The organism is Microcoleus vaginatus FACHB-2002, from assembly GCF_040004035.1.
In the GTDB taxonomy this organism is placed as follows: Bacteria; Cyanobacteriota; Cyanobacteriia; order Cyanobacteriales; family Microcoleaceae; genus Microcoleus; species Microcoleus vaginatus_C.
This window is the reverse complement of the sequence record NZ_JAMPLN010000004.1, coordinates 233816-257540: the sequence shown is the minus strand read 5'-3', so window position 1 is coordinate 257540 and position 23725 is coordinate 233816. Positions and strand designations below refer to the sequence as shown.

The following is a 23725-nucleotide window of genomic DNA, read 5'->3' as shown; positions in this document are numbered from 1 at the left end:
TAGTCGTAGGGCGTATCGTGCAGCCGCGCAAGTTGACCACCTTAACTCAATAATAGTATTTATACACTTTACATTTTACACCAAATCTGGATCGAAAGCACCGACGGAAAAGACATCAGGATATGCGATCGACCCTGAGTTCCCCCAGTTTATTTTTTTTGTTGCCTTTTGACTCGCTCTTGTCTATAATCGTACTTCACAACCATAATTACGGTATTCCGACCTAATAACCGTACTTTCACTAGAGGAATAAATATAATGAGCCCGTGGCAACGCCTAACTCAACACCTTCAGTGGCCGCAACAGCCACCCGCCAGCACAAATCAATCATTTACGGCGCTGAAAAGATTTGTGTCGCTATTTTTAGTGGGAATAACTTTAAGTCTGGCCGTTGCATCCTGCGGCCAAGGAACCACCAACAACCCTGCTGCCACTCCAGGCGGTGCTAGCCCAGCAGCCAACAAAGGTAATGTAGAATTAACCCTAGTATCCTTCGCCGTCACCAAAGCCGCCCATGAAGCCATAATTCCCAAATTTGTAGAACAATGGCAAAAAGAAAAAGGCCAAACCGTCACTTTCAACCAAAGCTACGGCGGTTCCGGTTCCCAAACTCGGGCCGTAATTGACGGTTTAGAAGCAGACATCGTACATCTCGCCCTCGCCCTCGACACTGCAAAAATCGAAAAAGCCGGACTAATTCAACCTGGGTGGGAAAAAGAAGTTCCCAACGAAGGCATAGTCAGCAAATCCGTAGGAGCAATAGTTACCCGCGAAGGCAATCCCAAAAACATCAAAACCTGGGAAGATTTAAGCCAAGACGGAGTAAAAGTGATTACTGCCGATCCTAAAACATCAGGCGTTGCCCGTTGGAATTTCCTCGCACTTTGGGGCTCGGTTGTTAAAACCGGAGGAGACGAAACCAAAGCATTAGACTTGACTACTAAAGTCTATAAAAACGTCCCGATTCTGACTAAAGATGCCCGCGAAGCTACTGACGTATTTTTCAAACAAGGGCAAGGCGACGCCTTAATTAACTACGAAAACGAGATTCTTCTGGCAGGTGAGAAAGGCGAAAAACCTACTTATAGTATTCCCGAAGTCAATGTTTCGATCGACAATCCGATTGCCATTGTCGATAAAAACGTTGATAAACACGGTACTCGCGAAGTCGCCGAAGCATTTGTCAAGTTTCTCTACACCCCAGAAGCTCAGCGAGAATTTGCCAAAGTAGGCTTCCGCCCAGTAGATGCGACTGTCGCCGCAGAACCAGAATTTGTCAAAAAATATGCCCCCATCAAAACCCTATTTACAGCTCAAGACTTAGGAGGCTGGGGAGATATTCAGCAGAAATTCTTCGATGACGGAGCTGTTTTTGACAAAATCCAAGGTTCAATTAGATAGTAGTGGCCGGGGCGGGTTTACCAGATGATTGGTTTTAGGCAATTATTGGTAAAACCCGACCCTACAGCAATTATTCTTTTCAACTCAAAACTATTCACTTATGGCTGTATCATTTCCAACCAGTAACCCTCAATCTCCAATTCAGCATATCAAAAGGGCGATCGGCAAAATCACATTACCTTGGGGAATCACCCTAGGCTACCTCAGCTTAATGCTATTGGTCCCAGTTGCAGCAATGCTACTGAAAGCCAGCACAGCAAACCCCGCCGAATTTTGGAAAATTGCCACCAGTCCGATCGCCCTTTCGGCCTACGATGTCACCTTCTTTACGGCATTAATTTCGGCATTAATTAACGGAGTCTTCGGCACATTAATTGCCTGGGTATTAGTCCGCTACGACTTTCCCTTAAAACGGATTGTCGATGCAGTCGTCGATTTGCCCTTTGCACTGCCTACCTCCGTCGCCGGTTTAACTCTCGCCACCGTTTACAGCGATAACGGCTGGATTGGTTCGCTTTTTGCACCTTTGGGAATCAAGATATCCTTTACTCGCTTGGGCGTAGGTATAGCGATGATATTTATTTCCTTGCCATTTATAGTTAGAACCGTACAGCCAGTTTTAAACGAGATGGAAAAAGAAATCGAAGAAGCAGCTTGGTGCTTAGGTGCTTCTCAATTTGAAACCTTCTGGCGAGTAGTTTTGCCGCCGCTATTTCCGTCTATTTTAACCGGAGTAGCACTCGGATTTTCGCGAGCGGTTGGCGAGTACGGCTCTACTGTAATTGTAGCTTCTAACATACCGTTCAAAGATTTAATCGCGCCAGTATTAATTTTTCAAAGATTGGAACAGTACGACTATGCAGGAGCAACAGTTATCGGCACTGTCATGTTAGGTATTTCCCTGGCAATGCTGTTCGCAATTAATCTCTTACAAGCATGGAGAAGACGCTATGACGGCTAATATCAATTCACCCGCTGGTTACACATTTCCGCCCGCAGGATCTAGTCGGAGTCAGGAAAAAGCTTGGGTAAAACCCACTTTAATTGGAATTGCGATCGGCTATCTCGCTCTTGTCTTATTTATCCCTACTCTCAACGTTTTTTATCAAGCTTTTAGAAAGGGATTTGAGCCATTTTTGTCTAACTTAACTTCGCCAGATTTTCTGCACGCAGCGCAACTTACCCTGGTAATTTCTCTGATAGTTGTGCCTATAAATACAGTCTTCGGTTTGTGTGCAGCCTGGGTAATTGGTCGCAACAAATTTCCTGGTCGCACGCTATTAATTAGCCTTTTAGACGTGCCTTTTGCCATCTCTCCCGTAGTTGCAGGTTTAATGATTGTACTGCTCTACGGTCGGCTGGGATGGTTCGGCTCGTGGCTGGAGGCGGCGAATATTAAGGTTATTTTTGCCTTCCCTGGAATGGTGCTGGCTACTGCTTTTGTTACCTTGCCTTTTGTGGCGCGCGAAGTGATTCCTGTTTTGGAAGAAGTGGGGACAGATCAAGAAGAGGCGGCGAAAACTTTGGGAGCAAATGACTGGCAAATTTTCTGGAATGTCACGCTTCCCAGTATTCGCTGGGGATTGCTTTACGGAGTAATTTTGACCAATGCTAGAGCAATGGGAGAATTTGGAGCCGTCTCTGTGGTGTCGGGAAATATTGCTAAAAAAACGCAAACTTTGCCTTTGTTTGTAGAGGATGCTTACAAGCAGTACGCGACGCAAGCCGCATTTTCGGCTGCCGTAGTTCTCGGTCTTTTAGCAGTTGTTACCCTCGTGCTTAAGGAGATTTTAGAACGAAAAACTAGGATCAAAGAAGTTGAAGAATAATCACCATTCATGAGGCTTTAGGGTGCGAAATTGTTAGTCATTAGTATGGGGTGGCGCTATCGACAATCTAGTGGGAAGCTCGAAAATCTCACAGCTACCCACCCTACAAAATATTGGTGCAAAGTGTAAACTGAAACAAAAATTAGGAGTCCCAAATGTTAGCTCACAACACTAGCGAATCTGAATTTGAGGCGATCGACAATTTTCACAAAACCCAAGAATCAGATATCCCAAAATCTGATAGTGGTGACAGCAGACCCACTCAAACCCGCATTCGCATTCGTGTTCCTAAAGAATACCATCAGGAACCTGTAATCTCTAACCTGATTTCTGAATACGGTTTGACTGTGAATTTTAATGCGGCTTTGTTGGGTGTCAAAACTTTAGATGACGGTTGGTTTGATTTGGAACTTAACGGTACAAGTAAACAGATTGAAACGGCTCTGATTTATCTCAATGATTTAGATGTGGAAATCTGGAGCAATTCCAATAATGCCGACGAAGAAACTTGGTAATTAGTGATTCTTGGACGCACTAAACTGGAAGAGGATTTAATCTTCTGGACTGCCACGCCTAATTTTCTTCCTTCGAGCAGGTTTATTGAGTCTAATTTTATGTAGGAATGTTAGTCATGAGTCAGCCTAGCTATTCCTGTAAAATAACCGTTATCAAGGTTATAGTGAGGAATGCAAGCCTTCATAAAACTCAGAGGACTTGCATTCCTTACTACCAACCAATTTGATTGCGGTTGTTCGTTAGCGAAGCTTGCAGAAGAGGATCACACATACAAATCATTCAGCAGCCAACAACTACCCAATAATATCAGCTTACAGCTAATAATAACCGTGACTGATGACTCTTGATTAACAAATATCGATAGTCATCAGTTAACTATTCGATTGACAATTTTTATAAAATCTGGTGTTTTCTCCCTCTCTGGTAGAGCAATAAACAGCGCGCAAGTCTTCTCCAACATTGTTGTAACAGCCGGAACAATATTCCCCTTTAAAACTTCTAAACAATCAAACTAACTCAGTTAGGACAGGGGAGCATAAAAAAAGGTTTTTGTCAATATTCAATTTAGGTGAAAGTTAGGGGCGATCCTCTTCGAGGGCTTCGCCAACGACTCTCATCCGCACCGGAAAAAGATCGATCGCTGCTGCGGTTGGTTTGTGATATGAATTTGATGTGTGCGTGTACCAGGAGAATTTGAACGTGGAACTCTATAAAGAACGGAAACACCAGATAGTTTTTGCAGATTCACAAGTTAAAGATTGCGAAAGTTTAACAGAAACGGTCAATCCCGATACAGAAATTGTTATTCTGAATGCCGATCGCGACGGCATCGAGCAAATCGCCGAAACACTTAAACAGCGGCAAAACATTGCAGCCGTCCACATTTTGTCTCACGGCGCAGCAGCCAGCTTGCAACTGGGAGCAACAGAACTAAATCTCAGCAACATTGAAACCTACCGCAATTATTTAGAAACATGGTTTGCTTTGCCAGCAGTCGAAGCAAACTCTAACTCTCCAATTACAGCTAAACCCGAAATTCTGCTTTACGGTTGCAACGTCGCCGCCACAGAAGCAGGTGTGGCTTTCGTCCAAAGGCTGAGCCAGCTCACGGGAGCAAATATTGCCGCTTCCGACAACTTGACCGGCAGTGCTGCGTTGGGTGGAGACTGGGAACTCGAAGTAACTACGGGAAACATTGAAACACCTTTGGCATTTTCTGCGGAGGCGAGAGAAGCTTATAGTGCAGTTTTAGTCGCCACATTTGGCGAACTGCGGGATGCGATAACTCTGGCTAACGCTTTGCCCAATGCAGACACGATTGCCATCACAGGCAACATCACCTTCGCGCCCGGACAGGTTCTGCCCAGGATTTCTACCCCTATAACCTTTACCGGTGGCGGTTTCACCCTAGATCTTGGCAATAATCGGGGGTTCTTCATCGACACCGCCACTACCCCAGTCACATTTTCCAACCTGACAATTACCGGCGGCATATCTACAGGCGCTGCGGGCACAGGTGGCGGCGGCGGTGCAGCCGGCATGGGCGGCGCACTATTTATCAACAGCGGCACTGTCACAGTTAACAGCGTGACATTTACTGGCAACAGCGCTACGGGCGGCGCGGGCAGCGCGCCCCCCGTCGCTCCCGCAGTCGCAGGCCCGGGCGGCAACACCGATTTTGCAGGCCTGTTTCCCTTCGTTTCCGCAGGTGGGCCCGGTCAAACTGGCCTCACCGGCTTGCCAAGCATCGGCGCTGAGGGCGGTACGGGCGGTACGGGCGGCAACGGCGGCGCGGGCAGTGGCGGATTGCCAGGTACCGGTCTTAACGGCGGCCCCGGCGGCGCTGGCGGTACGGGCGGCGCAGGTACCGGCGGAACTAACGGCGGTACGGGCGGCGCTGGCGGCGCTGGCGGTACGGGAGGCTTCGGAGGAGGAGGAGGCGGCGGCGGCGCTGGTGGCCCTGGTGGCGTCGCAGGCACTGGCACAGCAGGTGCAGCGGGTCCAGGGGGCATTGGTGGCGCTGGCGGCTTCGGAGGCGGCGGCGGAGGCGGCGGTGGCGGTGTTGGCGGCAACGGCGGTGTCGGGGGCTTCGGAGGCGGAGGCGGCTTCGGTACCGCAGGCGGAGCCAGCACGACTGTCGGAGCTTTCACCCCTGGCGGCGTGGGCAGCCCAACCGGTGGCGGCGGCGGTGCTGGTTTGGGAGGCGCAATTTTTGTTAATAGTGGTAGTTTGACCCTGAACAACAGCACTTTGTTCAACAACACAGCAACGGGAGGCGCGGCTGGCGGTGCGGGGGCGACACCGGGCCAGGGCGCGGGGGCCGCGATTTTTGTCAACAGCGGCGCTACAGCAACTCTGACTAACAACACCATCACTGCTAACACTGCGGCTGCTACTGCCCCTGCTCTTGCTGTGGGCGGGGGTATTGCTACTAACGGCGGTACTGTGAATGTCCTAAATTCGATCGTCGCAGGTAATGTTGGCGGCGCGAATCCTGACGTGTTCGGGACCTCTTTCGCCGCCACCAGTATCAACAATTTGATCGGGACTGTTGCTGGCAGCAATTTACCTGTCGCCCAGCAACTGACAGTTCCTCTAGCAAATGTCATCGCCCCTACCGCAGGATTGAACCAGGCTACAGGCGTTCCCCTGACTTATGCTTTGGCTGACAGCACTGCGACTCCTAATCCGGCGATCGATGGCGGCGACGCCGCCGCGGCTGCGGCTGCCGGGGCTACTGACCAGCGGGGTGCTGGCTTTCCCCGGACGATCGGCGCTAGTGTTGATATCGGTGCTTATGAATACGGCCCGATCGTCACAGGGCTTAAATTCAACGACCTTAACGGGGATAGCCTGCAAGGTGCCGCGGCGACTGAACCAGGTCTTCCGGGCTGGGTGATTTCTGTAGGCACGAAGAGCACTACTACCGCAGCCGACGGCACTTACATCCTCCGCGACGTAAAAACCGATACTCCGATTACAGAAGCGCCACCCGATGGGACGCCTGCGACTGCTTGGGTGCAGACTCTCGGCCCGACTCCGGCAAATACGGGAATTGTTAATGTCACCGGTGCCAACTTCGGTAATTTCCAGAAAACATCGATCGCAGGCAAAACCTACACCGATCTCGCCGGCAACGGCTTCACGCCCGATGACACCGTATTAAACGGCATCACCGTTAACTTATACCAAGACACCAACGCCAACGGCACGCTAGAAGTCGGCACAGATACTGTTGTCGGCACTGCACAAACGACTGCAGGAGCCGGAGATTACACATTCTCGGAGATAGGCCCCGGCAATTACCTGATACAAGCCACTGCCCCAGCAAACTCCAGCATCTCTTTCCCCGCTGCCGCAATTCTCGTTAGTGCCCAAAGCGGTACTCCCGTCACCGGTCAAAACTTCGGCGTTTTCCAAAACATCACCGTTAGCGGCACCAAATTCACCGACCTCACAGGCAACGGCTTCTCTGCTGACGACACCCCCCTCAACGGCACTACCGTTCGCTTGTTCAAAGATACTAACGATAACAGCACTTTAGATACTGGTGATGTGGAAATCGCCTCTCAAGTTACCGGGACAGCGCCAGCGGCTGCTGGAACGTATAGCTTTACCAACGTCGGCTCCGGTCGGCACTTTGTGAGAGAAGACGTGCCGACTGGTTTCTCACAAACCGCAGGTCCGACTTTTTATCCAATTAACCCGGTCAGCGGCACAAACATTACGGCTCAAGACTTTGGCAACTTCCAGTTGGGCAAAATCAGCGGGATTAAATTTAACGATCTCAACAAAAATGGCATCCAAGATGGGCCAGAAGAACCACCGCTAGGAGGCTGGACAATTTACTTGGATGCCAACAACAACGGCGTCCAAGACCCAGTACCAGCAGAAACTGGCACCAACGCCGCCGTCACCGATGTCGCCGGTAACTACCAGTTCACCAACTTGCCGGCCGGCACTTATACAGTGCGGGAAGTGCCACAAACAGGCTGGACGCAAACTGTGCCCCCCGTCAATGCAGCCACGCCTACTCTTTCCGGCGCGTTTACGATCGCCGTCACCAGCGGAACCGACTCCCAAAACAACAACTTCGGCAACTTCAGGCCCAACTCGATTAGTGGTCTGAAGTTCAATGACCTCAACAGCAACCGGGTACAAGATACCGGGGAACTAGGGCTGGCCAACTGGCAATTCTTCCTCGATACCAACGATAACGGCACTCTCGACACCGGGGAACCGAACACCCTCACCGATGCCGCCGGTAACTACCAATTCCTCGATTTATCAGCAGGAACCTACAAGGTGCGGGAAGTCTTGCAGCCTACTTGGACGCAAACTACCCCCGACCCAGATGACATCACTGTCACCAGCGGTCAAGACATCGCTAATATCAACTTCGGCAACTTCCAGTCGAGCACTATCAGCGGTCAAAAATTCAATGACCTCAACAACAACGGGGTTAAGGATGCCGGAGAATTGGGGCTAGGTAACTGGCAAATATTCCTCGACAGTATCACTCCCGATGGCATCTTTCAGCAAGGCGAACCGACTACCATCACTGATGCAGCGGGCAACTACACTCTCCGAGATATACCCGCAGGTACTTACCAGGTAAGGGAAGTCCAGCAAAACGGCTGGACGCAGACGACCCCCAACCCCGCCCCCGTTACGGTTAATCCCTCCGATAACATCACAGGCATTGACTTCGGCAACTTCCTGCCCCAACCCGGGGCGATCCAAGGTCTGAAGTTCCAAGACACCAACAACAATGGCACTCAGGATGCTGGAGAACCGGGTTTACCCAATTTCCAAATTCAGTTAACCAATGTCGTAGCTGGAACTGCTCCTGCTCCTGTTACTACTACCACAGACAACAGTGGTAACTACCTGTTCGCGAACCTAACGCCGGGAACCTACCGCGTCAGGGAAGTCAACCAACCTGGGTTCACCCAAAGCACACCCGAACCGGCCGACATCACCCTAACTTCAGGCGCTATTGTCAGCGGCATCAACTTCGGGAACTTCCCAGCGCCGACGCCGACGCCGACGCCGCCGCCGACTCCGACGCCGCCGCCACCGCCACCTGTACCCACGCCGACGCCTGCACCTGCACCGACGCCGACGCCTGCACCTGCACCGACGCCGACGCCTGCACCTGTAACGACGCCGACGCCTGCACCTGCACCGACGCCGACACCTGCACCTGTAACGACGCCGACACCTGCACCTGTACCGACGCCGACACCTACACCTGTAGATTTGGTTTGCCCTGAGAACTTCCCCAGGATCGCTACTCCTAATGAGCCCGGCACTCCTTCAGCGGGGAATGTGATCAATGGCCCTAACGGCGACGATACGATCGTGGGTAGTGCCGGCAGTGACTCTATCTTCGGATTGGGCGGCAACGATTTGATCTTTGGTCGAGGGGGCGGCGACTACATCAATGGCAATACAGCCAACGATACTGTCTACGGAGGCATCGATAACGATACTCTCTTCGGTGGCAAAGGGTTTGACCTGATTTTTGGCGATCGCGGTAACGATACGATTTATGGCAATCGTGGCAACGACTCTCTTTCTGGCGACGAAGGCAATGACTTATTGTACGGGGGCAAAGCCGATGACGTAATGTTGGGAGGCGCTGGCGACGACGTGCTATTTGGCGATCAAGGCAATGACACTCTCTGCGGCGGCGAGGGTAACAATACCTTAATTGGCGGCAGCGGCGATGATTTGCTCTTTGCTGACACCGGCGATGACTTGCTCTTTGGCGGCCTTGGCAGCGATACCCTCGTTGGCGGCAGTGGCAGCAATGGCTTTGTCTTGTCAGCGGGCGGAGGAATTGACACGATTTTCAACTTCACCGCAGGAGTTGATTCGATCGAGTTGGTGGGAGGCTTGGACTTCAATCAACTGTCGTTAACCGAAACTAATGGCTCGACGGCGATCGCGATCGCCAACAGCGACCAGATTTTGGCTATACTGAGGGGCGTACAGCCGAGCCAGTTATCGGCTCAGAGTTTTAACTTGCTGGTTTAGTCCCCACATAAAACTCGGCAGTTGCAACCGATCCTACAATTGCCTCTCGTCCCAACAGAGGGACTACCCGAAAGCAGAGCCTCGAAGCATGGGTTTCGAGGATCAGCCAAAGAAGGGGAACGAATTCCGTTCCCCTTCTTTGGTCAAATTTGTTCGAGATACTTCAGCAAGTCGGCCATTTCTTGCGGACTCGGTTGAAACTGCGGCATTGGTGGGGTTTGCCCGCTGGTGACTTGCCGGATCAGATCTAATTCGGATTTGCGCTCGGAAACTCCGTGCAAGTTGGGCCCGACTTGACTGTCTGAAACGGATATGTGACATCCCGCACAGTTCATTTGAAAGATGGCGGAACCCTGAAACGGGTTGCCCGTGAGGGATAATACGCTTTTGACGTAAGGATCGGCGACTTGAAATTGACGTATTGTGATAATCGCCAACATGATGGCAAGCAACACCGCTAGCGCAAATATGGCAAGTCGCTCGATCGGGTTTTTAATTTCATTCCTGGCAAGTTGGTTATTCAAAGGAGTTCAATTAAAAATAGTATCTACAAGAAAATTTATTTCTCATAACATAGCTTAATCGTTCGCAGCGGGGAGAGCAAGATCTAATACTCCCGGAAGCGCGTTTTTCGGAAAATTCATCTGTGTAAGTGCTGGTAATATTAAAAATAGGTTGTTAAATCTTAACGTTAAGGAGATCTCATGGTAGAACCGCTGCTTTCAGGTATTGTTCTGGGTCTAATTTTTGTTACTCTGGCGGGGCTGTTTTTTGCTGCTTATCAGCAGTACAAGCGCGGCGATCAGTTGGGTATCAATAAGTAAAAGGGGCTACAGTCCCTAACTCAGGCTGTCAGGGAAGTGGGAATTGGGAATTGGGCATGGGGCATGGGGCATTGATCTACCTACTGACTTCTTCCTTCTTCCTTCTTCCCTCTTCCCTCTTCCCTCTTCCTTCATTAAAGATATCGATCGAGAATAGCAGCAGTTTCCAGGCCGGTTTTTTCCCAGCTAAATTGTTGTGCTCTGGCTAAACCGAGAGCCCGCAAGTGCGATCGAACTTTGGCATCGACTGCAAGCTCTTGCATAGCAGAGGCAATTTCCTCGACGCTGTAGGGATTTACTAATAAGGCGCCGTCCCCCGCGACTTCTGGCATTGAAGACAGGTTAGAGGTGATGACAGGAGTGCCACAGGCCATTGCTTCGAGTACGGGGAGGCCGAATCCTTCCCAAAGACTGGGGAAAACCAGGGCGATCGCTTGGTTGATCACTTTGGGCAAGTCAGTCGCGGGAATGTAGTCTAAGAATTTTACTCGATCGAACAATCCCAATTCTTGAACCTGCGCTTTCAGTAGCGGCGTATAGCGTTTGTCTTCCGAACCTGCTATCCACAATTCGTACTCGCAATTATCAGGCAAAGCAGCAAATGCTGCTACAACTCGCTGCACGTTTTTATAAGGATTGTGGCGGCCGATATAAAGAAAATAATTGCTTGTTGGTAAGTCTAAAAAACGGAAAAAACTGGTATCGTACCCGGGGAAAATTGGCGTAATTAAATTAGTAGGAATCTTGCAAAAATTAGCGATATCTTTGGCAGTTGATTCAGAGTCGCAGATGACGTGTTGAGCCTGCCGCAGCACTTGGGGAATGTAGTAGCGGTGGTAAGGTGTCAGAGGATCGAAGCGACGGGGAAATCGCAGCGCTATCAAGTCATGTACTGTAATTATATAGCGACAACCTGCAAATAGAGGAGCTTCGGGAATTGGGGAAAATAACAGGTTAGATTTTAGTTGTTTGTAAATTTTGGGGAGTTGGGTTTGTGTCCACAGCAATCGGTTGATGTGTCCTTTGGTTCCTTGTTCTGGCGTTAGGCTTGCAGGGATTTGGTAGCAGTTGCTGTTGGGAAATTTTTCGGCTGTTAGTAATGTTGGATTGAGGGATTTTAGGTGGGGAAATAGGTTTTTGGCGTAGATGGCTAAGCCGGTTGGTTTGGAAATTAGGAAGGAGAGGTTGATGAGCAGGTTGGATTGGGGATTGGGCATGGGATAATATGTAGATTGCGGTTTTTGGGTGGGATTTTTTTTAACCGCAGAGGGCGCAGAGGACGCAGAGAGGAGAAAGGAAGAGAGGGAAGATTTAAAGATATTGTTGTAAGATGTTGGCGGTTGCTTTTCCGGTTTTGTGCCAGCTAAATTGAGATGATCTGGCTAAACTAGCAGTTTTTAAGTTCGATCGCACTTTTGAATCTGTGGCTACTGTTTGCATGGCTTCGGCTATTTCTCCGACGCTGTAAGGATTGACTAATAATGCGGCATCTCCGGCTACTTCTGGCATCGATGACAGGTTCGATGTGATGACGGGTGTGCCGCAAGCCATTGCTTCTAAAATTGGTAAGCCGAATCCTTCCCAAAGTGTAGGGAAAACTAGGGCGATCGCCTGATTCATCAGTACGGGCAATTGAGAATAGGGAACGTAACCGAGAAACTTTACGAAAGATTGTAAACCTAATTCTTCAACTTGTGCTTTCAACTGCGGTGTGTAGGCATTGGGAGGCCCTGCTAGCCACAATTCGTAGTTTGTGCGATCGGGCAAACTTGCAAATGCAGCAATTAATCTTTCTAAGTTTTTGTAAGGATCGTGTCTGCCGGTATAAAGAAAATAATTTTTGGCAGGCAAGTCGAGATATCTAAAATTAATATTATCGCAAGCTAGGGGAATTGCGGTCATCTTTTTAGGCGAAATCTGGAAAAAGTTAGCAACATCTGCCACCGTTGCTTGAGAATCGCAAATAATGTGTTCTGCTTGCCGCAAAACCTGCGGTATGTAGTAGCGAAAATAAGCTGTTAATCTAGAAAACCGTTGGGGAAATCGCAAAGGAATTAAATCGTGAACTGTGACAATGTAGCGGCAGCCGGAATACAAAGGTGCTTCGGGAATGGGGGAAAAAATCAGGCTTGACTGCAATTTTTTGTAAATCTTTGGCAAAATGAATTGAGTCCACAGCAGCCTGTTAATTTGTCCTTTCGGCCCTCGATCTGGAGTCAGAGTTTCGGGAATTTGATAGCAAGTATAATTGTCAATTTGCTGGGAAGCAAGTAAAGTGGGTTCTAGCGGTTGCAGTTGCGGGAAAAGATTAGCTGCATAAGTTCCGATTCCCGTTGGTTCAGGACTTAAGAAGGATAAATTGATTAAAAGTGGGTTAGACACGCTTGAATTAGCCTTTAAGTTCGATCGAGCATTTGAGCTATATCGGCAGGATTTGGCAGCCGAATTGTAGCATACTCTTGGTGAATAATATCAAAAAAACTATTGACTTTTTTCTCGAAACGTGCAAGTCTAAAGTTCTGACTGCGCTGCTGTGCACCAGCTTGAAGTTCTGCTAGCAAATCGGGATTAACAATTAGTTGATGTGAATGCTGGCACAGTTCCTCAACGCTATTGAACACAAAGCCCGATCGCCCATGTTCGACAATTTCCGGTTGGCCACCACCGTTGAAAACAATCGGAGCACAACTATTTTGCATTGCTTCTACAGTCGCCATCCCGAAATGCTCAAATCTTTGAGGATTGACTTCACCCAAACCGCAGCCATGCCAAAAGATACTTGCTCTAGCATAAAGTGATTTTACCTCATCGAAGTCAGCATTGACTTTGAGATCGATCGCCCTTGAATCTTGCTTCAATAAATTCTGAACCGTCTTTAAATAAGGATTTTTCGGAATGCTGCTGCCGGCTAAAATTAGCTGCCATCCTTGAAAATCTTCGGGATAATCTGCTAGCAAACTGCGGAAAGCTTTAATTAGTTCAATTTGCTTTTTTGTTCCCCCAGCTTCAAACTGTCCCACAGCCAAAATTATTTTTTCTTTCGGCGCTTTAACTGTTGCCATTTCTATCGGCGGATAAAGCAAAAAAGTTGGCTTTAGGTTCCAGCGTTTCTCCAGCCATTTGACAGTAAATTGACTGTTGGCAATAATGAAAGTGTAGTCATCGACAGCAAAGTGACGGTTGCGGAAGGTATTGGGAAAGTGGCAGAAAAATACTGATATTGGCGACAGTGGTTTAACTTTTTCCAGTTGGTTCGCGTTGATGAAAATATCGTAGTTTTTGCTTTCTCTGGCAATTTCATCAAAGGGATTTTCCATATCCTCCACGATGATGCTGGAATCGATGCACTGCATTCCGCGTTTCTCGTAAAACGCCAAGGGGATAATTTTAATTTTGCATCCCGAAAGGTTGAGTCCGTACCAGGATTCTAAGTCGGAAACAGCAACTGGTTTGTTGGCAATAAAAGTAATGTCAAATTCATTTTGTAGCAGCGAGGCGAGGGTAGCGACGTATTTTTGACCGCCACCAATAAAATGCAGTCCGTGATCGTAAATGGCGATCGACATTTTGCGATCGCCCCGAACCACCTGTAACCGAGATAAAATGCGATCGATCTTCATCCGACTGTAAATCACCGCCAACTTTTCCGACAACTGTGGCAATACAGCTTCGATGATTTCTGGTGTCTGATAATCTAGAAGTTTTTTAATCGCTACAAATAAACTCTCGAACAGCAAATCGTACTGCTTGTTACTAAAAAAATCCGAAGTATGAATTCCTTTGACTAACTGCAACGGTTCATGTTTTGCCAAATACAAAAACCGATTGCGGTTGCAGAAATACTCGGTAAGTTTGCTGCCTTTACTCGAACCCCGATACTCGTGATGGGCAATAGCGGCGGGAGTATAAAGCATTTTCCAACCGCGTTTGTGGCAGCGTTTGGCAAACTCTACATCCTCAAAATACATCACAAAATCTTCATCTATCGGCCCCACATCTTCGAGACATTTCCTGCGGAAAAGCACCGCCGCCCAACAAAGCCCTTCGACTTCCCCTTCGGTATCGTACTGTCCAGCATCTTTTTCGCCAAAGCCAACATCTTGCCAATAAAAATTAGGTAATTGCTGAATACCCACGCTGTTAATTCGCCCGTCTTTAAACAGCAATTTGCCGCTAGTCGCACCTACTTCTTTATTAGCTTCTAGCCGTTTTACAAGAATCTCTAACCAGCGACTGTCAAGGGTAGCGTCGTTATTTAGAAATCCGATATATTGCCCTTTTGCTTCGCTGATGCCGAGGTTGAGGGCTTTAGCAAAGTTGTTGGCGGAGTTGACAAAAATCCGAACTTTTGGAAATAGTTCGCGCAGGGAAGTAACGGAATTGTCTTGAGAACAATTATCAATTACAATTAAGTCGAGTTGCGATTCGGGATACGCAAGTTTTTGTAGAGATTTTAAGCAATCTTTCGTGTGGCGCAGACCGTTATAGTTGACTATAATTAACGAACATATGGGCAGTGTGGTCATCTTTGATGCTTTATTTTTGTCGATCGAGCAATTCAGCGGTAATCTTCTCTAAAATAGCAGTATGTTGCTGCTGCACTGCTTTAATTTGCTCTATTTCAGACTGAAAAGTTGCGATCGCTCTTTGTTGAGTCTCAAGCTGTGCTGTAACTTCGGGAGATGCGCTGCTGAAGTCGGATTGAATTTTTTTCTCTAGAGTTTGCTGATTTTCTTGCAATTTTTGCAATTGAATGCTCAGTGTTTGAACTACGCGGGTATTAGCGAAATTGTAAATAACTTGGCGTTCTAGTACGGGTCTGAGCAATTTTCGGACTATTTTCCTAACGGCGATGACTGCGGAACCGAGTCGCCTTTGGTAAGAGGTAATGGGGATGTTATAAATGTCGAAACCCGCCTTTAACAGGGCGATGTCTTCGTCATCTTCATCTGGGGCGATCGCACTATTTTCTGTTCCCAACAGGGGCGGCTCAGCAATACCAATTCGCGGCTCCAAAGTTTGTCGCAATTTATGTATTATCTGTTGAGTTGGTATTTCTTCGGACTGCAAACTTTCCTCTCCTTTAGATAACTTACTAGGACTTATTATGGAACAGGCATCTTTGCTGTTTCAAGCATTGTAACTAATTGTGAACAGGCAGCTTTGCTGTGTGAATAATTGTAATTAATTGTGGAACAGGCATCTTGCCTGTTCAAGGGTGGGCAGGATGCCCACCCCACAAGAAAATTCATCTCTTGTTAAATCAGGATTATTGCTTCCGATATTGGCAATATCTCAATTTAAGCTATAGCAATCCTAAATCATTTGTGAATTTCTTACTCCCTCCCCTTACCAAGGGGAGGGTTGGGGTGGGGTAAAAAGTTTACGACTCGTGCAAGGATTGCTATAACTCAATTTGACTGTCATCACCAATCATAAACCGCAGAGCTTTTGGACGAGCCGGCGCATTGGTTAGTTGAGCTCGTTGCCCGATCACGCTGTCAACAATTCGCTGGTGAATGCCAACTATTTTCGCCCCTTGCAATATTACACTGTGTTCGATATCAGCATCAATCATTGTCACGCGATCGGCAATACTGCTGTAAGGCCCGATAAAGCAATTTTCAATGCGGCAATTTTCCCCAATTACCACCGGGCCGCGAACTGTAGAATTAATGATTTCGGTTCCTTCCCCTATTTGCACTCGCCCGATAATTTGACTTTTCGCATCTACTGTTAATTCAGTTGAAGCTATGATACGGGTATCTAAAATGATTTGGTTTGCACTCAGCAAATCGTCTTTTTTCCCCGTATCCAGCCACCAACCTTCTAAATTGCAGGCTTCTACGTGTTTTTCCTGATTGATGAGCTGTTGAATGGCATCGGTAATTTCGAGTTCGCCCCGGGGCGAAGGTTGAATTTGATCGATCGCCTCATGAATACTAGGAGCAAAAAAATAAATTCCCACCAGTGCTAAATTTGACGGCGGAACTTTTGGTTTTTCTACTAACTGCAAAACTCTTCCTGTCTCATCAACTTTTGCCACACCGAAAGCAGAGGGATTGGGAACGGGACGCAGCATAATCAGAGCGTCTAGTTTCTGCTTGTTAAAAATCTCTAAAAACGGATCTAACTGATTCTGAATTAAGTTATCTCCTAAATACATAATAAACGGAGAATCGCCCAAAAATGGTCTGGCAACTTTTACCGCATGAGCGAGCCCCGCCGGCTCTGCTTGCAAGATATAAGTAATTTTGGCACCGAAGCGAGATCCATCTCCTGTTTTCGTCTTCACCTCTTCTCCGGTTTCGGGACTAATAATAATCCCAATATCCGTAATCCCAGCCGCCACAATTCCTTCAATTCCGTACCACAGTATCGGCTTATTTGCTACAGGAACCAACTGCTTAGCACCCGTATAGGTTAGGGGACGCAAGCGTGTTCCTTTGCCGCCAGAGAGGATGAGTGCTTTCATTGGGTGAACTCTGAGTTATCCTTTAGGGTTTGCGGTGCGGGCTTGAGTTGCCTGCACTTGTTCGCTCTTGTTGATTTTAAAGCACCGCTACCCCGCTGGCAATAGTTGTCGTGTCTTCTGATACAAATGATTTATGCCGATCGAGCTTTTATAGTCTGGGACGCATAGAGTGTCAGAAACTTGGTTTTTTGCGGAATAAAGCACCTAAAAGCTGAGGTTTTTTGTCAATAAACCGGCTTTCTCCAGGTTGCGAGTGCGCCCGTCCCGATTTAATAGCGTACCCTTTTAATAGCGGCCATATCGAGCAATCAATTGATTACCACTATTGTTTTGATTTGTCAACCAAGCCCACATCTGATCGCCCAGACAAAAATGCCACCATTCGTTAGGATGTTGCTGAAAACCCGCACCTATCATCGCATTTTTTAAGATTTGCCTGCGGCGGTGATATTCCTGTTTTTGCGGCTCCTTGCTATTACAAAAATAATCGGGATAAGAACGTTCTGATATTTCATCAATCGGAGAACCCATATCAATTCGCCGATTATTTTCATCTACTAAAGTTATATCTAAAGCTGCACCTGTACTGTGAGGGGGAGGCGTCGCGCGATCGAGGCTCGGTACTGCCCAAAATTGATATACGTGTTCTATAATCACTTGGCGTTTGTCTTCGGAAACCGGGAATTCGCAGCCTTGAGCTAAAGCAATTTGATTAAAAGTATAATCCACCATAAATTGCTGGACTTCGACCGGCCGATAAGCGTCAAATATCAGAATTTTCCACTTGGGATAACTTTGCTGTAGCTCAGTTTGAGCTGCGATTAAACTGTCTACAACTCCTTGCCGCAAATAGTAAGGCGAATCTGCTTTGCTGTTGTCATAGGGTGCACCCAACTTTTGATAGGGGTGCGGAATTTCAAAGGCAAAATGTTCTTGTGGAATCGGGACTAAAGGTTCGCCGCATTCATAGATCGCTATTTGCTGGTATGGTTTCATATCAAGGTTTTACCCTACTTTATGATTACTGATGAACTACAATACTCAGTATATGCTTTTCACTTTAGTCCGTCGCGCGGCAAATAGCAAAGCAGCTAGAATATCCTCATGTTCTAAATCGTCATAGTCATCTATAATTTCTTTAGCATTCATACCAGAACTGAGTAATTCAATAATTAACTCTACTGGATATCGGAGACCGCGAATACAGGGTTTTCCGTGACAGATATTTGGATCGACTGTGATGCGCTGCAAAAGTTGGTTGTCCATTTTTTAGGAGCAAATATTAAATATATCCTCACCTAAAAAATATAGCTTTCGATCAGTTTGTAGTAAGGACTTTAGTGCTTTCAATTTCCACCTAAAGTCCTAAAGTCCTTACTGCCAAAAAATCCTAACTTTGGCGGTAAGCAACTACCGCATAAAACGGATCGCCGCTTGGTATTCGCAGCATTTGCATAAAACTCGGCAAGTTAGGCTTGCGAACAATTACTTCCGGCTTGCTAAACCCGGGTATGTTCGCTCCTTTGACAGAATCAAAGTAACCCTTGACTAATTCTACCCGATCGCCCTCGGAACCTTCCCGCCAAGCCGCGATCGCCTTTTGATAAAACATCCGGTTGGAAAAACTCATAATTGCTACGCCACCAGGCTTCAATATCCGGTGAATCTCGGCAAAAATCGCATCTGGGTGCTGCAAATACTGTACCGAAACACAGTTGACAACCGCGTCAAACTCTGCATCCGGCAGCGGCAGTTTAGGATTTGCGTTCAAATTCTGCACGAAATAATGATTCAGTCTGGGATTTTTTGCCAACTCTTCTTCATTCATGCCGTGCCCTTCAACATGGGCAAATTGCATCTCGTCGGGCAAGTGAGAAACCCAACTGCTCATCATATCAAAAATCCGAGTATTCGGTTTCAGCCGTTCCCGATATAAATCGGTGAGTTGCTGAATGAATCCATCGTCTACGTGAGTCACATACCGGGGAGCGGAATAGAACAAATTGTCGTCGGTGTCGTCTAACTTGGTGCGTTGGTCGGGTGGAAGCAACATAAATTCTGATTGCAAACTAGATTTACTCTTTCTAGTTTAAGAACAATAAGAATTGTTAACATATCCGGCAGAAGGCGGATTCTCGGTTTTAGCGTAGCATTCGATCGCCAAATAACCGACTTGCACCCTTTAGGCTGACCGCTTTTCACTGGTTGGTGCTGTGCTGCTTGTGGCAAGAAGACGGTTTGCCGACTTCCAGCATTGGCGACAAACTGCAACAGGTAAGCCGGACGCCGACAGGGGCGATCGAGCGCATGGAAGAAACAGGTCTAGTCCGCCGGGAGAGAGACACCCGCGATCGGCGCATTTGGGGCATTTGGCTGACAGACTCCGGCATACAACAGAGCGGGAAAGACAACGCACACAGCAAGAGCGGCTGGCGAAGGAGCAAGCCCAGCAACGTGTAGAAAGATTAGAGGAAATGCTGCGATCGCAAGGTATCGATCCCGATCGATTGCCGGATGCAGTCGATTCGGGCGATTGAGATAGCGGTCTTAGTTTTCCATAACGTTGTCTTTACTTCACCGCGATCGGGACTACTCCTACGCTGTTTCTGGCTCGTCTAGTTCCAGAAAAAGGCCCTCAGCATTCATGACTAAATCTTCATCAGACAGCGGTGAAAAGTCTAAATAAGCTGTAATACCAACTTTGCTCGTAACCTTTAGTGATATAAATTAGCTCGCTAGGCTTACCCCCGTATTCAAAATAAATCTTTTGCTGAATTCCAAAACTAAAGATTTAGAATTACTTAGCTATACAGTTCTAAAAACACCTGTTCAAATAGATCCTAGACATTGTGCAGGCTAACGTTGCCCATCACCCGCCGCCGATAGCCTTTGCATCATAACCGATCAACTTTCGGCGGTCGGTGTGCATGGGCGTTGTTATACAGTGATCACAAAGACTTGATACCTTCAGCTTCAAGACGCTCTTTAATAGATTTTCCTCCTCCTGCGACCCTATCTAGGAATAAGGACATACTTTGAATAGCACCCATAATATCTTCAATTCTCTTCAACTTCTGCCCTTGCCCTGTCTCTATATAAAAATTCAGCAATCTATCAAACCAGACTCTAGTTTCTGGATTTTGCAGCAATTGACAAAACTCACGGTAGGTTATCAACCTTTTCTCGCTTGCAAGATACATATCGTTTCCAATGCTTGGCTGTATCAAGTAATAGATTCCGTAATCTTGTCTAAAACAACGACTTAGTATCGTTATTAGAGTTATAAGCTCTGTATCATCTTTTTTGCTAAGTCGAAGATATGAAAGCTCTTGCCGGATCTTATCTAACTGATAAAATAAACGAGCTGTCATGTAGCATGATGATATCAAGTAGCAGCCGTAATTGTTAAACCATTCAGGCGATTGTTCAGAAATTTCTTTAACATTAGTTATATAAAGCAATTTTTCGTTCTTTTCACCATCGTTAGCTATTTTTTTTAAAATTTCAGAGAGACGAAAATAGTTTTCAACTAAGTAGAATCTTAAAGGGTTTAAATAAGTCGAAATAATTCTGTCAGCTTCCTGTTTCTCTTTAGCTTTATTTTCACGGTAAGAGTTGAGTCCGTAGGTAACAAGTACAACTAAAACCGAGGTAACTGCTGAAATTATTGCGGTCAAAACTTCTTTCATGTTGTTCTTACCTCTTAGCGATTATCAGACCATCTTAAATACTCAACAATCAATCTCTGAGTACCTCCATTTCAGAGCGAGGGGGAGTTGCAGCTATGCGAGCCAAGCGTTCGCGGTTGCTCTCTTCCCAATACTGCCGAGTTTCTTCGGCTGATTTCAAAACTTCTTGATACTCAGCTTCTACATCTGTCTGGTGCGCCTCAATGTAGGAAATGGCAAATGGCAGCGCCCCACTGCTCATCCGTAAGGTTAAATAGATCACGAATGAATTTAGGGGGATACTGGGCTTTGAGATGATCTATTACATCATAAAGAGTTATGCGTGTTCCGCGATCGTAAGCCCCCTTTCTGTGCGGACGATCGTCACTTTTCCATTAGGTTGTGGAGTCATAGCCCTAATCCTCCAAAAACTACATCCATATTACCTGTTTCTGGGAATTAACCACAGGCTAAGAAACCCGCTTTCTTGGATAATCTTAATTGGGATACGAAATATCTTGAAAGAAAGCGGGTTTCTGAGAATTACCCACAAACTAATATCATGAATTTAAAATTATTTGCCAACAAAACAACTCTATGGTATACTAGAAGATTGTGAATATTAATCAAAAGTAAAGTAACAAGCCGGGAGAAATCAAAATGACACAGCAAACCCTGCACGGAACCAGCCGCAAAAGAAAAAGAACATCCGGTTTTCGCGCCAGAATGCGTACCGCAACCGGTCGATTGGTAATCAAAGCTCGCCGCAGCAAAGGTCGCCACCGCCTCGCAGTCTAGCACTGCATCAAGGTTGAGAGGCCTCAACGATCGCCCTACGCCATGTTGCCCGAGACAAACCGACTCAAGCACCGAAAAGACTTCAGCGCCGTATACCGCAAGGGAATGCGCCGTAACTCGGCCCATTTCAGCTTAAGAGCTCTGCGTAAACCAAAAAGCGCCGAATTTGCGAAACCGACAGCCGAAAAATCCTTGCCGCCCACTCGCACAGGCATTTCCATCAGCCTGAAAGTCAGCAAACGCGCTGTAGTCCGCAACCGGATTAAGCGTCAGATTCGGGCAGCTTTGCGACAGCTATTGCCTCGATTAAAATTCGGGTGGGATTTAGTAATTGTCGTGCGTCCGATCGCACAAGAGTGCAATTATGCAGAAATTCTGCAAGAATTAGAGCAGTTGTTGGTAGAAGCCGAGGTACTAGATGGGAATTCGAGAGGAAGTATATTATGAAGGCGGCCCCGCGCCCGGAGACTTGATCCTCAATTTACTCCTGGGGCTGACGGTGGTGGGAATCCCCCTAGCAGTAGGAGCAATTGTCCGGGCTCTGTGGCTGCGGTATCGGATCACGAGCCGCCGAGTATCCGTAACTAGCGGTTGGATGGGGGGCGATCAGACAGACGTTATCTACTCAGATATAGTCAAAATCGTCACAGTACCTCGCGGTTTCGGGACTTACGGAGACATGGTGCTCACCATGAAAAATGGCAGCCGCTTGGAACTCAGAGCTATGCCGAAATTTCGAGCAATGTATGACTACATTAACGAAAAACTGCCGGCAGCAGCTCAAAAAGCAAACGCGGCCCAAGCTAAATAACCGAACCGCTTCGCCCTCAAATCAGGGTAAAGTGAGTGCGAGTATTGGCAAACTCCTTACAACAAACCCGCAGACCGGGCGGTCGATCGACGGGCAATGTCCTAAGATAGAGACAAAACCCTGAAAATTGAGGCGGCTCGCCTTCAGCGGGTAAAAATAGTTCTCAACAGCAAACATAGAGCACCTAAATTAACTCAAAGCGAATGGATTTCGGTATCTCGTTTCTCTCCAACAACCTCATGCTCCCGATCCTAGATTTTTTCTACGGGATCGTGCCAAGCTACGGTTTAGCGATCGTAGCTCTGACGCTCGTGATTCGCTTTGCTCTTTATCCTCTCAACGCAGGCTCTCTTCGCAATATGCGGCGCATGAAAGTAGCGCAGCCGTTGATGAAAGAGCGAGTAGATCAAATTCAAAAACTCTATAAAGACAATCCTGCCAAACAGCAGGAGGAAATGAGCAAAGTATACAAAGAATTTGGTAATCCTCTAGCAGGATGCTTCCCGTTGGTGCTGCAAATGCCAGTGCTGTTTGCACTGTTTGCAACGCTCCGGGGTTCGCCGTTTTCTGACATAAATTACAGCGTCAACGTTCAAGTTTTGCCGAAAGAACAAATCGAAAGTGTTCAACCGCAAGCTTTTGCTACACCGCCCCAAAATATTTACGTCACAGGTACTTTTCATGCTCCTGTTGTGGGGGTAATTCCAGGCGGCGACAAACTCGCAGTCGGCGACACAACCAAGATTAATTTTCAAACCCCAGAGGGCAAACCTCTCAAAGTTTTAGCGGCAGAAAATAAGAGCGAAATCGACTTTGAACCAGGCTGGAAAGTCATCAAAGGCGAAGAAGTGATCAAGGTAGATGAACAGGGCAACATCACGGCCTTAGCGCCCGGTGAAGCCACAGTTCAAGGAACAATCCCCGGATTGGCGAGTAACAAAGGATTCCTGTTTATTGAAGCTCTAGGCCGCGTTGGCGCGATCGACTCAGACGGTACAATCCACTGGGATATTTTGGTAATGATCCTGGGCTTCGGCATCAGTTTGTATATCAACCAAACCCTTTCTGGACAAGCACAAGGGCCAAACGACAACCCCCAACAGGCTACAGTCAACAAACTGACGCCAGTCATATTTTCAGGGATGTTTTTGTTCTTCCCGCTGCCCGCCGGCGTGTTGATGTATATGCTGATTGCTAACATCTTCCAAACTGTTCAGTCGTTCATTTTGTCGCGAGAACCGCTGCCAGAAAATCTGCAAAAAATAGTGGACGAAGCAGAGGCGAAAACCAAAAAAGACCAGGGATTAGATGCCATTCCCTTTGAGCCCAAGCGTGCCAAGAAAAAGGCTTGATTTTAACAA

The 23725-nt window shown here is 47.3% G+C and carries 22 protein-coding genes; 11 read left to right on the top strand and 11 right to left on the bottom strand.

Annotated features, from left to right (window positions below):
- Window positions 1–258 precede the first annotated feature (258 nt).
- From NDI35_RS05580 to NDI35_RS05560, 5 genes are all read left to right on the top strand, one after another.
- A complete protein-coding gene (locus NDI35_RS05580; protein ID WP_445311840.1) occupies window positions 259–1401 on the top strand; it encodes a sulfate ABC transporter substrate-binding protein in 1143 nt (380 codons plus the stop codon).
- Window positions 1402–1501: 100 nt separating this feature from the next.
- Complete coding sequence (gene cysT, locus NDI35_RS05575) at window positions 1502–2362, top strand: sulfate ABC transporter permease subunit CysT (protein WP_445311839.1); 861 nt, start codon at window positions 1502–1504, stop codon at window positions 2360–2362.
- Window positions 2352–3230, top strand: a complete 879-nt coding sequence (gene cysW / locus NDI35_RS05570; RefSeq protein WP_445311838.1) for a sulfate ABC transporter permease subunit CysW — start codon at window positions 2352–2354, stop codon at window positions 3228–3230. The genes cysT and cysW overlap by 11 nt, the downstream gene beginning before the upstream one ends.
- 155 nt (window positions 3231–3385) lie before the next feature.
- Entirely contained in the window at window positions 3386–3745 is a 360-nt protein-coding gene (locus NDI35_RS05565) for an NIL domain-containing protein (protein ID WP_445311837.1), read from the top strand.
- Window positions 3746–4445: 700 nt separating this feature from the next.
- A complete protein-coding gene (locus tag NDI35_RS05560) occupies window positions 4446–9788 on the top strand; it encodes a DUF4347 domain-containing protein (RefSeq protein ID WP_445311836.1) in 5343 nt (1780 codons plus the stop codon).
- A gap of 143 nt (window positions 9789–9931) precedes the next feature.
- On the opposite strand, the gene NDI35_RS05555 is transcribed toward NDI35_RS05560, so the two are convergent.
- Entirely contained in the window at window positions 9932–10312 is a 381-nt protein-coding gene (locus NDI35_RS05555; RefSeq protein WP_333156793.1) for a c-type cytochrome, read from the bottom strand.
- A 180-nt stretch (window positions 10313–10492) separates the two neighbouring features.
- Between NDI35_RS05555 and petG the strand changes: the two genes are divergently transcribed.
- Complete coding sequence (petG, locus tag NDI35_RS05550; protein ID WP_006632329.1) at window positions 10493–10612, top strand: cytochrome b6-f complex subunit V; 120 nt, start codon at window positions 10493–10495, stop codon at window positions 10610–10612.
- A gap of 134 nt (window positions 10613–10746) precedes the next feature.
- Here petG and NDI35_RS05545 read toward each other — a convergent pair whose 3' ends face one another.
- The 8 genes from NDI35_RS05545 to NDI35_RS05510 all read right to left on the bottom strand — a co-directional run bounded on the left by NDI35_RS05545 (window position 10747) and on the right by NDI35_RS05510 (window position 19140).
- Window positions 10747–11829, bottom strand: a complete 1083-nt coding sequence (locus NDI35_RS05545; protein ID WP_445311835.1) for a glycosyltransferase family 4 protein — start codon at window positions 11827–11829, stop codon at window positions 10747–10749.
- A gap of 94 nt (window positions 11830–11923) precedes the next feature.
- Window positions 11924–12994 carry a glycosyltransferase family 4 protein gene (locus tag NDI35_RS05540; protein WP_445311834.1) on the bottom strand — a complete coding sequence of 357 codons (1071 nt, stop codon included), beginning with the start codon at window positions 12992–12994 and terminating at the stop codon, window positions 11924–11926.
- A 14-nt stretch (window positions 12995–13008) separates the two neighbouring features.
- Window positions 13009–15138, bottom strand: a complete 2130-nt coding sequence (locus NDI35_RS05535) for a glycosyltransferase (RefSeq protein ID WP_445311833.1) — start codon at window positions 15136–15138, stop codon at window positions 13009–13011.
- A 10-nt stretch (window positions 15139–15148) separates the two neighbouring features.
- Window positions 15149–15682, bottom strand: coding sequence for a hypothetical protein (locus NDI35_RS05530; RefSeq protein ID WP_445311832.1), 534 nt, complete (start codon window positions 15680–15682; stop codon window positions 15149–15151).
- A 334-nt stretch (window positions 15683–16016) separates the two neighbouring features.
- Window positions 16017–17087, bottom strand: a complete 1071-nt coding sequence (locus tag NDI35_RS05525) for a glucose-1-phosphate thymidylyltransferase (RefSeq protein WP_445311831.1) — start codon at window positions 17085–17087, stop codon at window positions 16017–16019.
- 285 nt (window positions 17088–17372) lie between these two features.
- Complete coding sequence (locus tag NDI35_RS05520) at window positions 17373–18083, bottom strand: M15 family metallopeptidase (protein WP_445311830.1); 711 nt, start codon at window positions 18081–18083, stop codon at window positions 17373–17375.
- Window positions 18084–18128: 45 nt separating this feature from the next.
- Complete coding sequence (locus tag NDI35_RS05515; protein ID WP_445311829.1) at window positions 18129–18353, bottom strand: DUF433 domain-containing protein; 225 nt, start codon at window positions 18351–18353, stop codon at window positions 18129–18131.
- Between the two features lie 124 nt (window positions 18354–18477).
- Entirely contained in the window at window positions 18478–19140 is a 663-nt protein-coding gene (locus NDI35_RS05510) for a methyltransferase domain-containing protein (protein WP_445311828.1), read from the bottom strand.
- 155 nt (window positions 19141–19295) lie between these two features.
- On the opposite strand from NDI35_RS05510, the gene NDI35_RS05505 reads away from it, so the two are divergent.
- Window positions 19296–19547 (top strand): MarR family transcriptional regulator, encoded by a 252-nt coding sequence (locus tag NDI35_RS05505; protein WP_445311891.1) that lies wholly within the window; start codon window positions 19296–19298, stop codon window positions 19545–19547.
- A 488-nt stretch (window positions 19548–20035) separates the two neighbouring features.
- Here the strand turns inward: NDI35_RS05505 and NDI35_RS05500 are convergent, their stop codons facing one another.
- Window positions 20036–20776, bottom strand: coding sequence for a hypothetical protein (locus NDI35_RS05500; RefSeq protein ID WP_445311827.1), 741 nt, complete (start codon window positions 20774–20776; stop codon window positions 20036–20038).
- Between the two features lie 49 nt (window positions 20777–20825).
- The gene (locus NDI35_RS05495; protein WP_445311826.1) at window positions 20826–21038 is read right to left on the bottom strand and encodes a hypothetical protein; all 213 of its coding nucleotides are present in this window, start codon (window positions 21036–21038) and stop codon (window positions 20826–20828) included.
- A gap of 377 nt (window positions 21039–21415) precedes the next feature.
- Here NDI35_RS05495 and rpmH point away from each other — a divergent pair, with 377 nt between their 5' ends.
- From rpmH to yidC, 4 genes are all read left to right on the top strand, one after another.
- On the top strand, window positions 21416–21553 hold the full coding sequence (gene rpmH, locus NDI35_RS05490) for a 50S ribosomal protein L34 (protein ID WP_006632320.1): 138 nt from the start codon (window positions 21416–21418) through the stop codon (window positions 21551–21553).
- Between the two features lie 42 nt (window positions 21554–21595).
- Complete coding sequence (gene rnpA, locus NDI35_RS05485) at window positions 21596–22000, top strand: ribonuclease P protein component (RefSeq protein WP_445311825.1); 405 nt, start codon at window positions 21596–21598, stop codon at window positions 21998–22000.
- Window positions 21972–22364, top strand: coding sequence for a PH domain-containing protein (locus NDI35_RS05480; protein ID WP_333258106.1), 393 nt, complete (start codon window positions 21972–21974; stop codon window positions 22362–22364). The genes rnpA and NDI35_RS05480 overlap by 29 nt, the downstream gene beginning before the upstream one ends.
- A gap of 203 nt (window positions 22365–22567) precedes the next feature.
- Window positions 22568–23716 carry a membrane protein insertase YidC gene (gene yidC, locus NDI35_RS05475; protein ID WP_445311824.1) on the top strand — a complete coding sequence of 383 codons (1149 nt, stop codon included), beginning with the start codon at window positions 22568–22570 and terminating at the stop codon, window positions 23714–23716.
- Window positions 23717–23725 lie beyond the last annotated feature (9 nt).

Excerpts from the sequence above, each read along its gene's own strand:
- NDI35_RS05580 (WP_445311840.1), top strand. The coding sequence starts at position 259 with ATGAGCCCGTGGCAACGCCTAACTCAACACCTTCAGTGGCCGCAACAG.
- cysT (WP_445311839.1), top strand. The coding sequence starts at position 1,502 with ATGGCTGTATCATTTCCAACCAGTAACCCTCAATCTCCAATTCAGCAT.
- cysW (WP_445311838.1), top strand. The coding sequence starts at position 2,352 with ATGACGGCTAATATCAATTCACCCGCTGGTTACACATTTCCGCCCGCA.
- NDI35_RS05565 (WP_445311837.1), top strand. The coding sequence starts at position 3,386 with ATGTTAGCTCACAACACTAGCGAATCTGAATTTGAGGCGATCGACAAT.
- petG (WP_006632329.1), top strand. The coding sequence starts at position 10,493 with ATGGTAGAACCGCTGCTTTCAGGTATTGTTCTGGGTCTAATTTTTGTT.
- NDI35_RS05545 (WP_445311835.1), bottom strand. The coding sequence starts at position 11,829 with ATGCCCAATCCCCAATCCAACCTGCTCATCAACCTCTCCTTCCTAATT.
- NDI35_RS05535 (WP_445311833.1), bottom strand. The coding sequence starts at position 15,138 with ATGACCACACTGCCCATATGTTCGTTAATTATAGTCAACTATAACGGT.
- NDI35_RS05525 (WP_445311831.1), bottom strand. The coding sequence starts at position 17,087 with ATGAAAGCACTCATCCTCTCTGGCGGCAAAGGAACACGCTTGCGTCCC.
- NDI35_RS05520 (WP_445311830.1), bottom strand. The coding sequence starts at position 18,083 with ATGAAACCATACCAGCAAATAGCGATCTATGAATGCGGCGAACCTTTA.
- NDI35_RS05515 (WP_445311829.1), bottom strand. The coding sequence starts at position 18,353 with ATGGACAACCAACTTTTGCAGCGCATCACAGTCGATCCAAATATCTGT.
- NDI35_RS05510 (WP_445311828.1), bottom strand. The coding sequence starts at position 19,140 with ATGTTGCTTCCACCCGACCAACGCACCAAGTTAGACGACACCGACGAC.
- NDI35_RS05500 (WP_445311827.1), bottom strand. The coding sequence starts at position 20,776 with ATGAAAGAAGTTTTGACCGCAATAATTTCAGCAGTTACCTCGGTTTTA.
- rpmH (WP_006632320.1), top strand. The coding sequence starts at position 21,416 with ATGACACAGCAAACCCTGCACGGAACCAGCCGCAAAAGAAAAAGAACA.
- rnpA (WP_445311825.1), top strand. The coding sequence starts at position 21,596 with ATGTTGCCCGAGACAAACCGACTCAAGCACCGAAAAGACTTCAGCGCC.
- NDI35_RS05480 (WP_333258106.1), top strand. The coding sequence starts at position 21,972 with ATGGGAATTCGAGAGGAAGTATATTATGAAGGCGGCCCCGCGCCCGGA.
- yidC (WP_445311824.1), top strand. The coding sequence starts at position 22,568 with ATGGATTTCGGTATCTCGTTTCTCTCCAACAACCTCATGCTCCCGATC.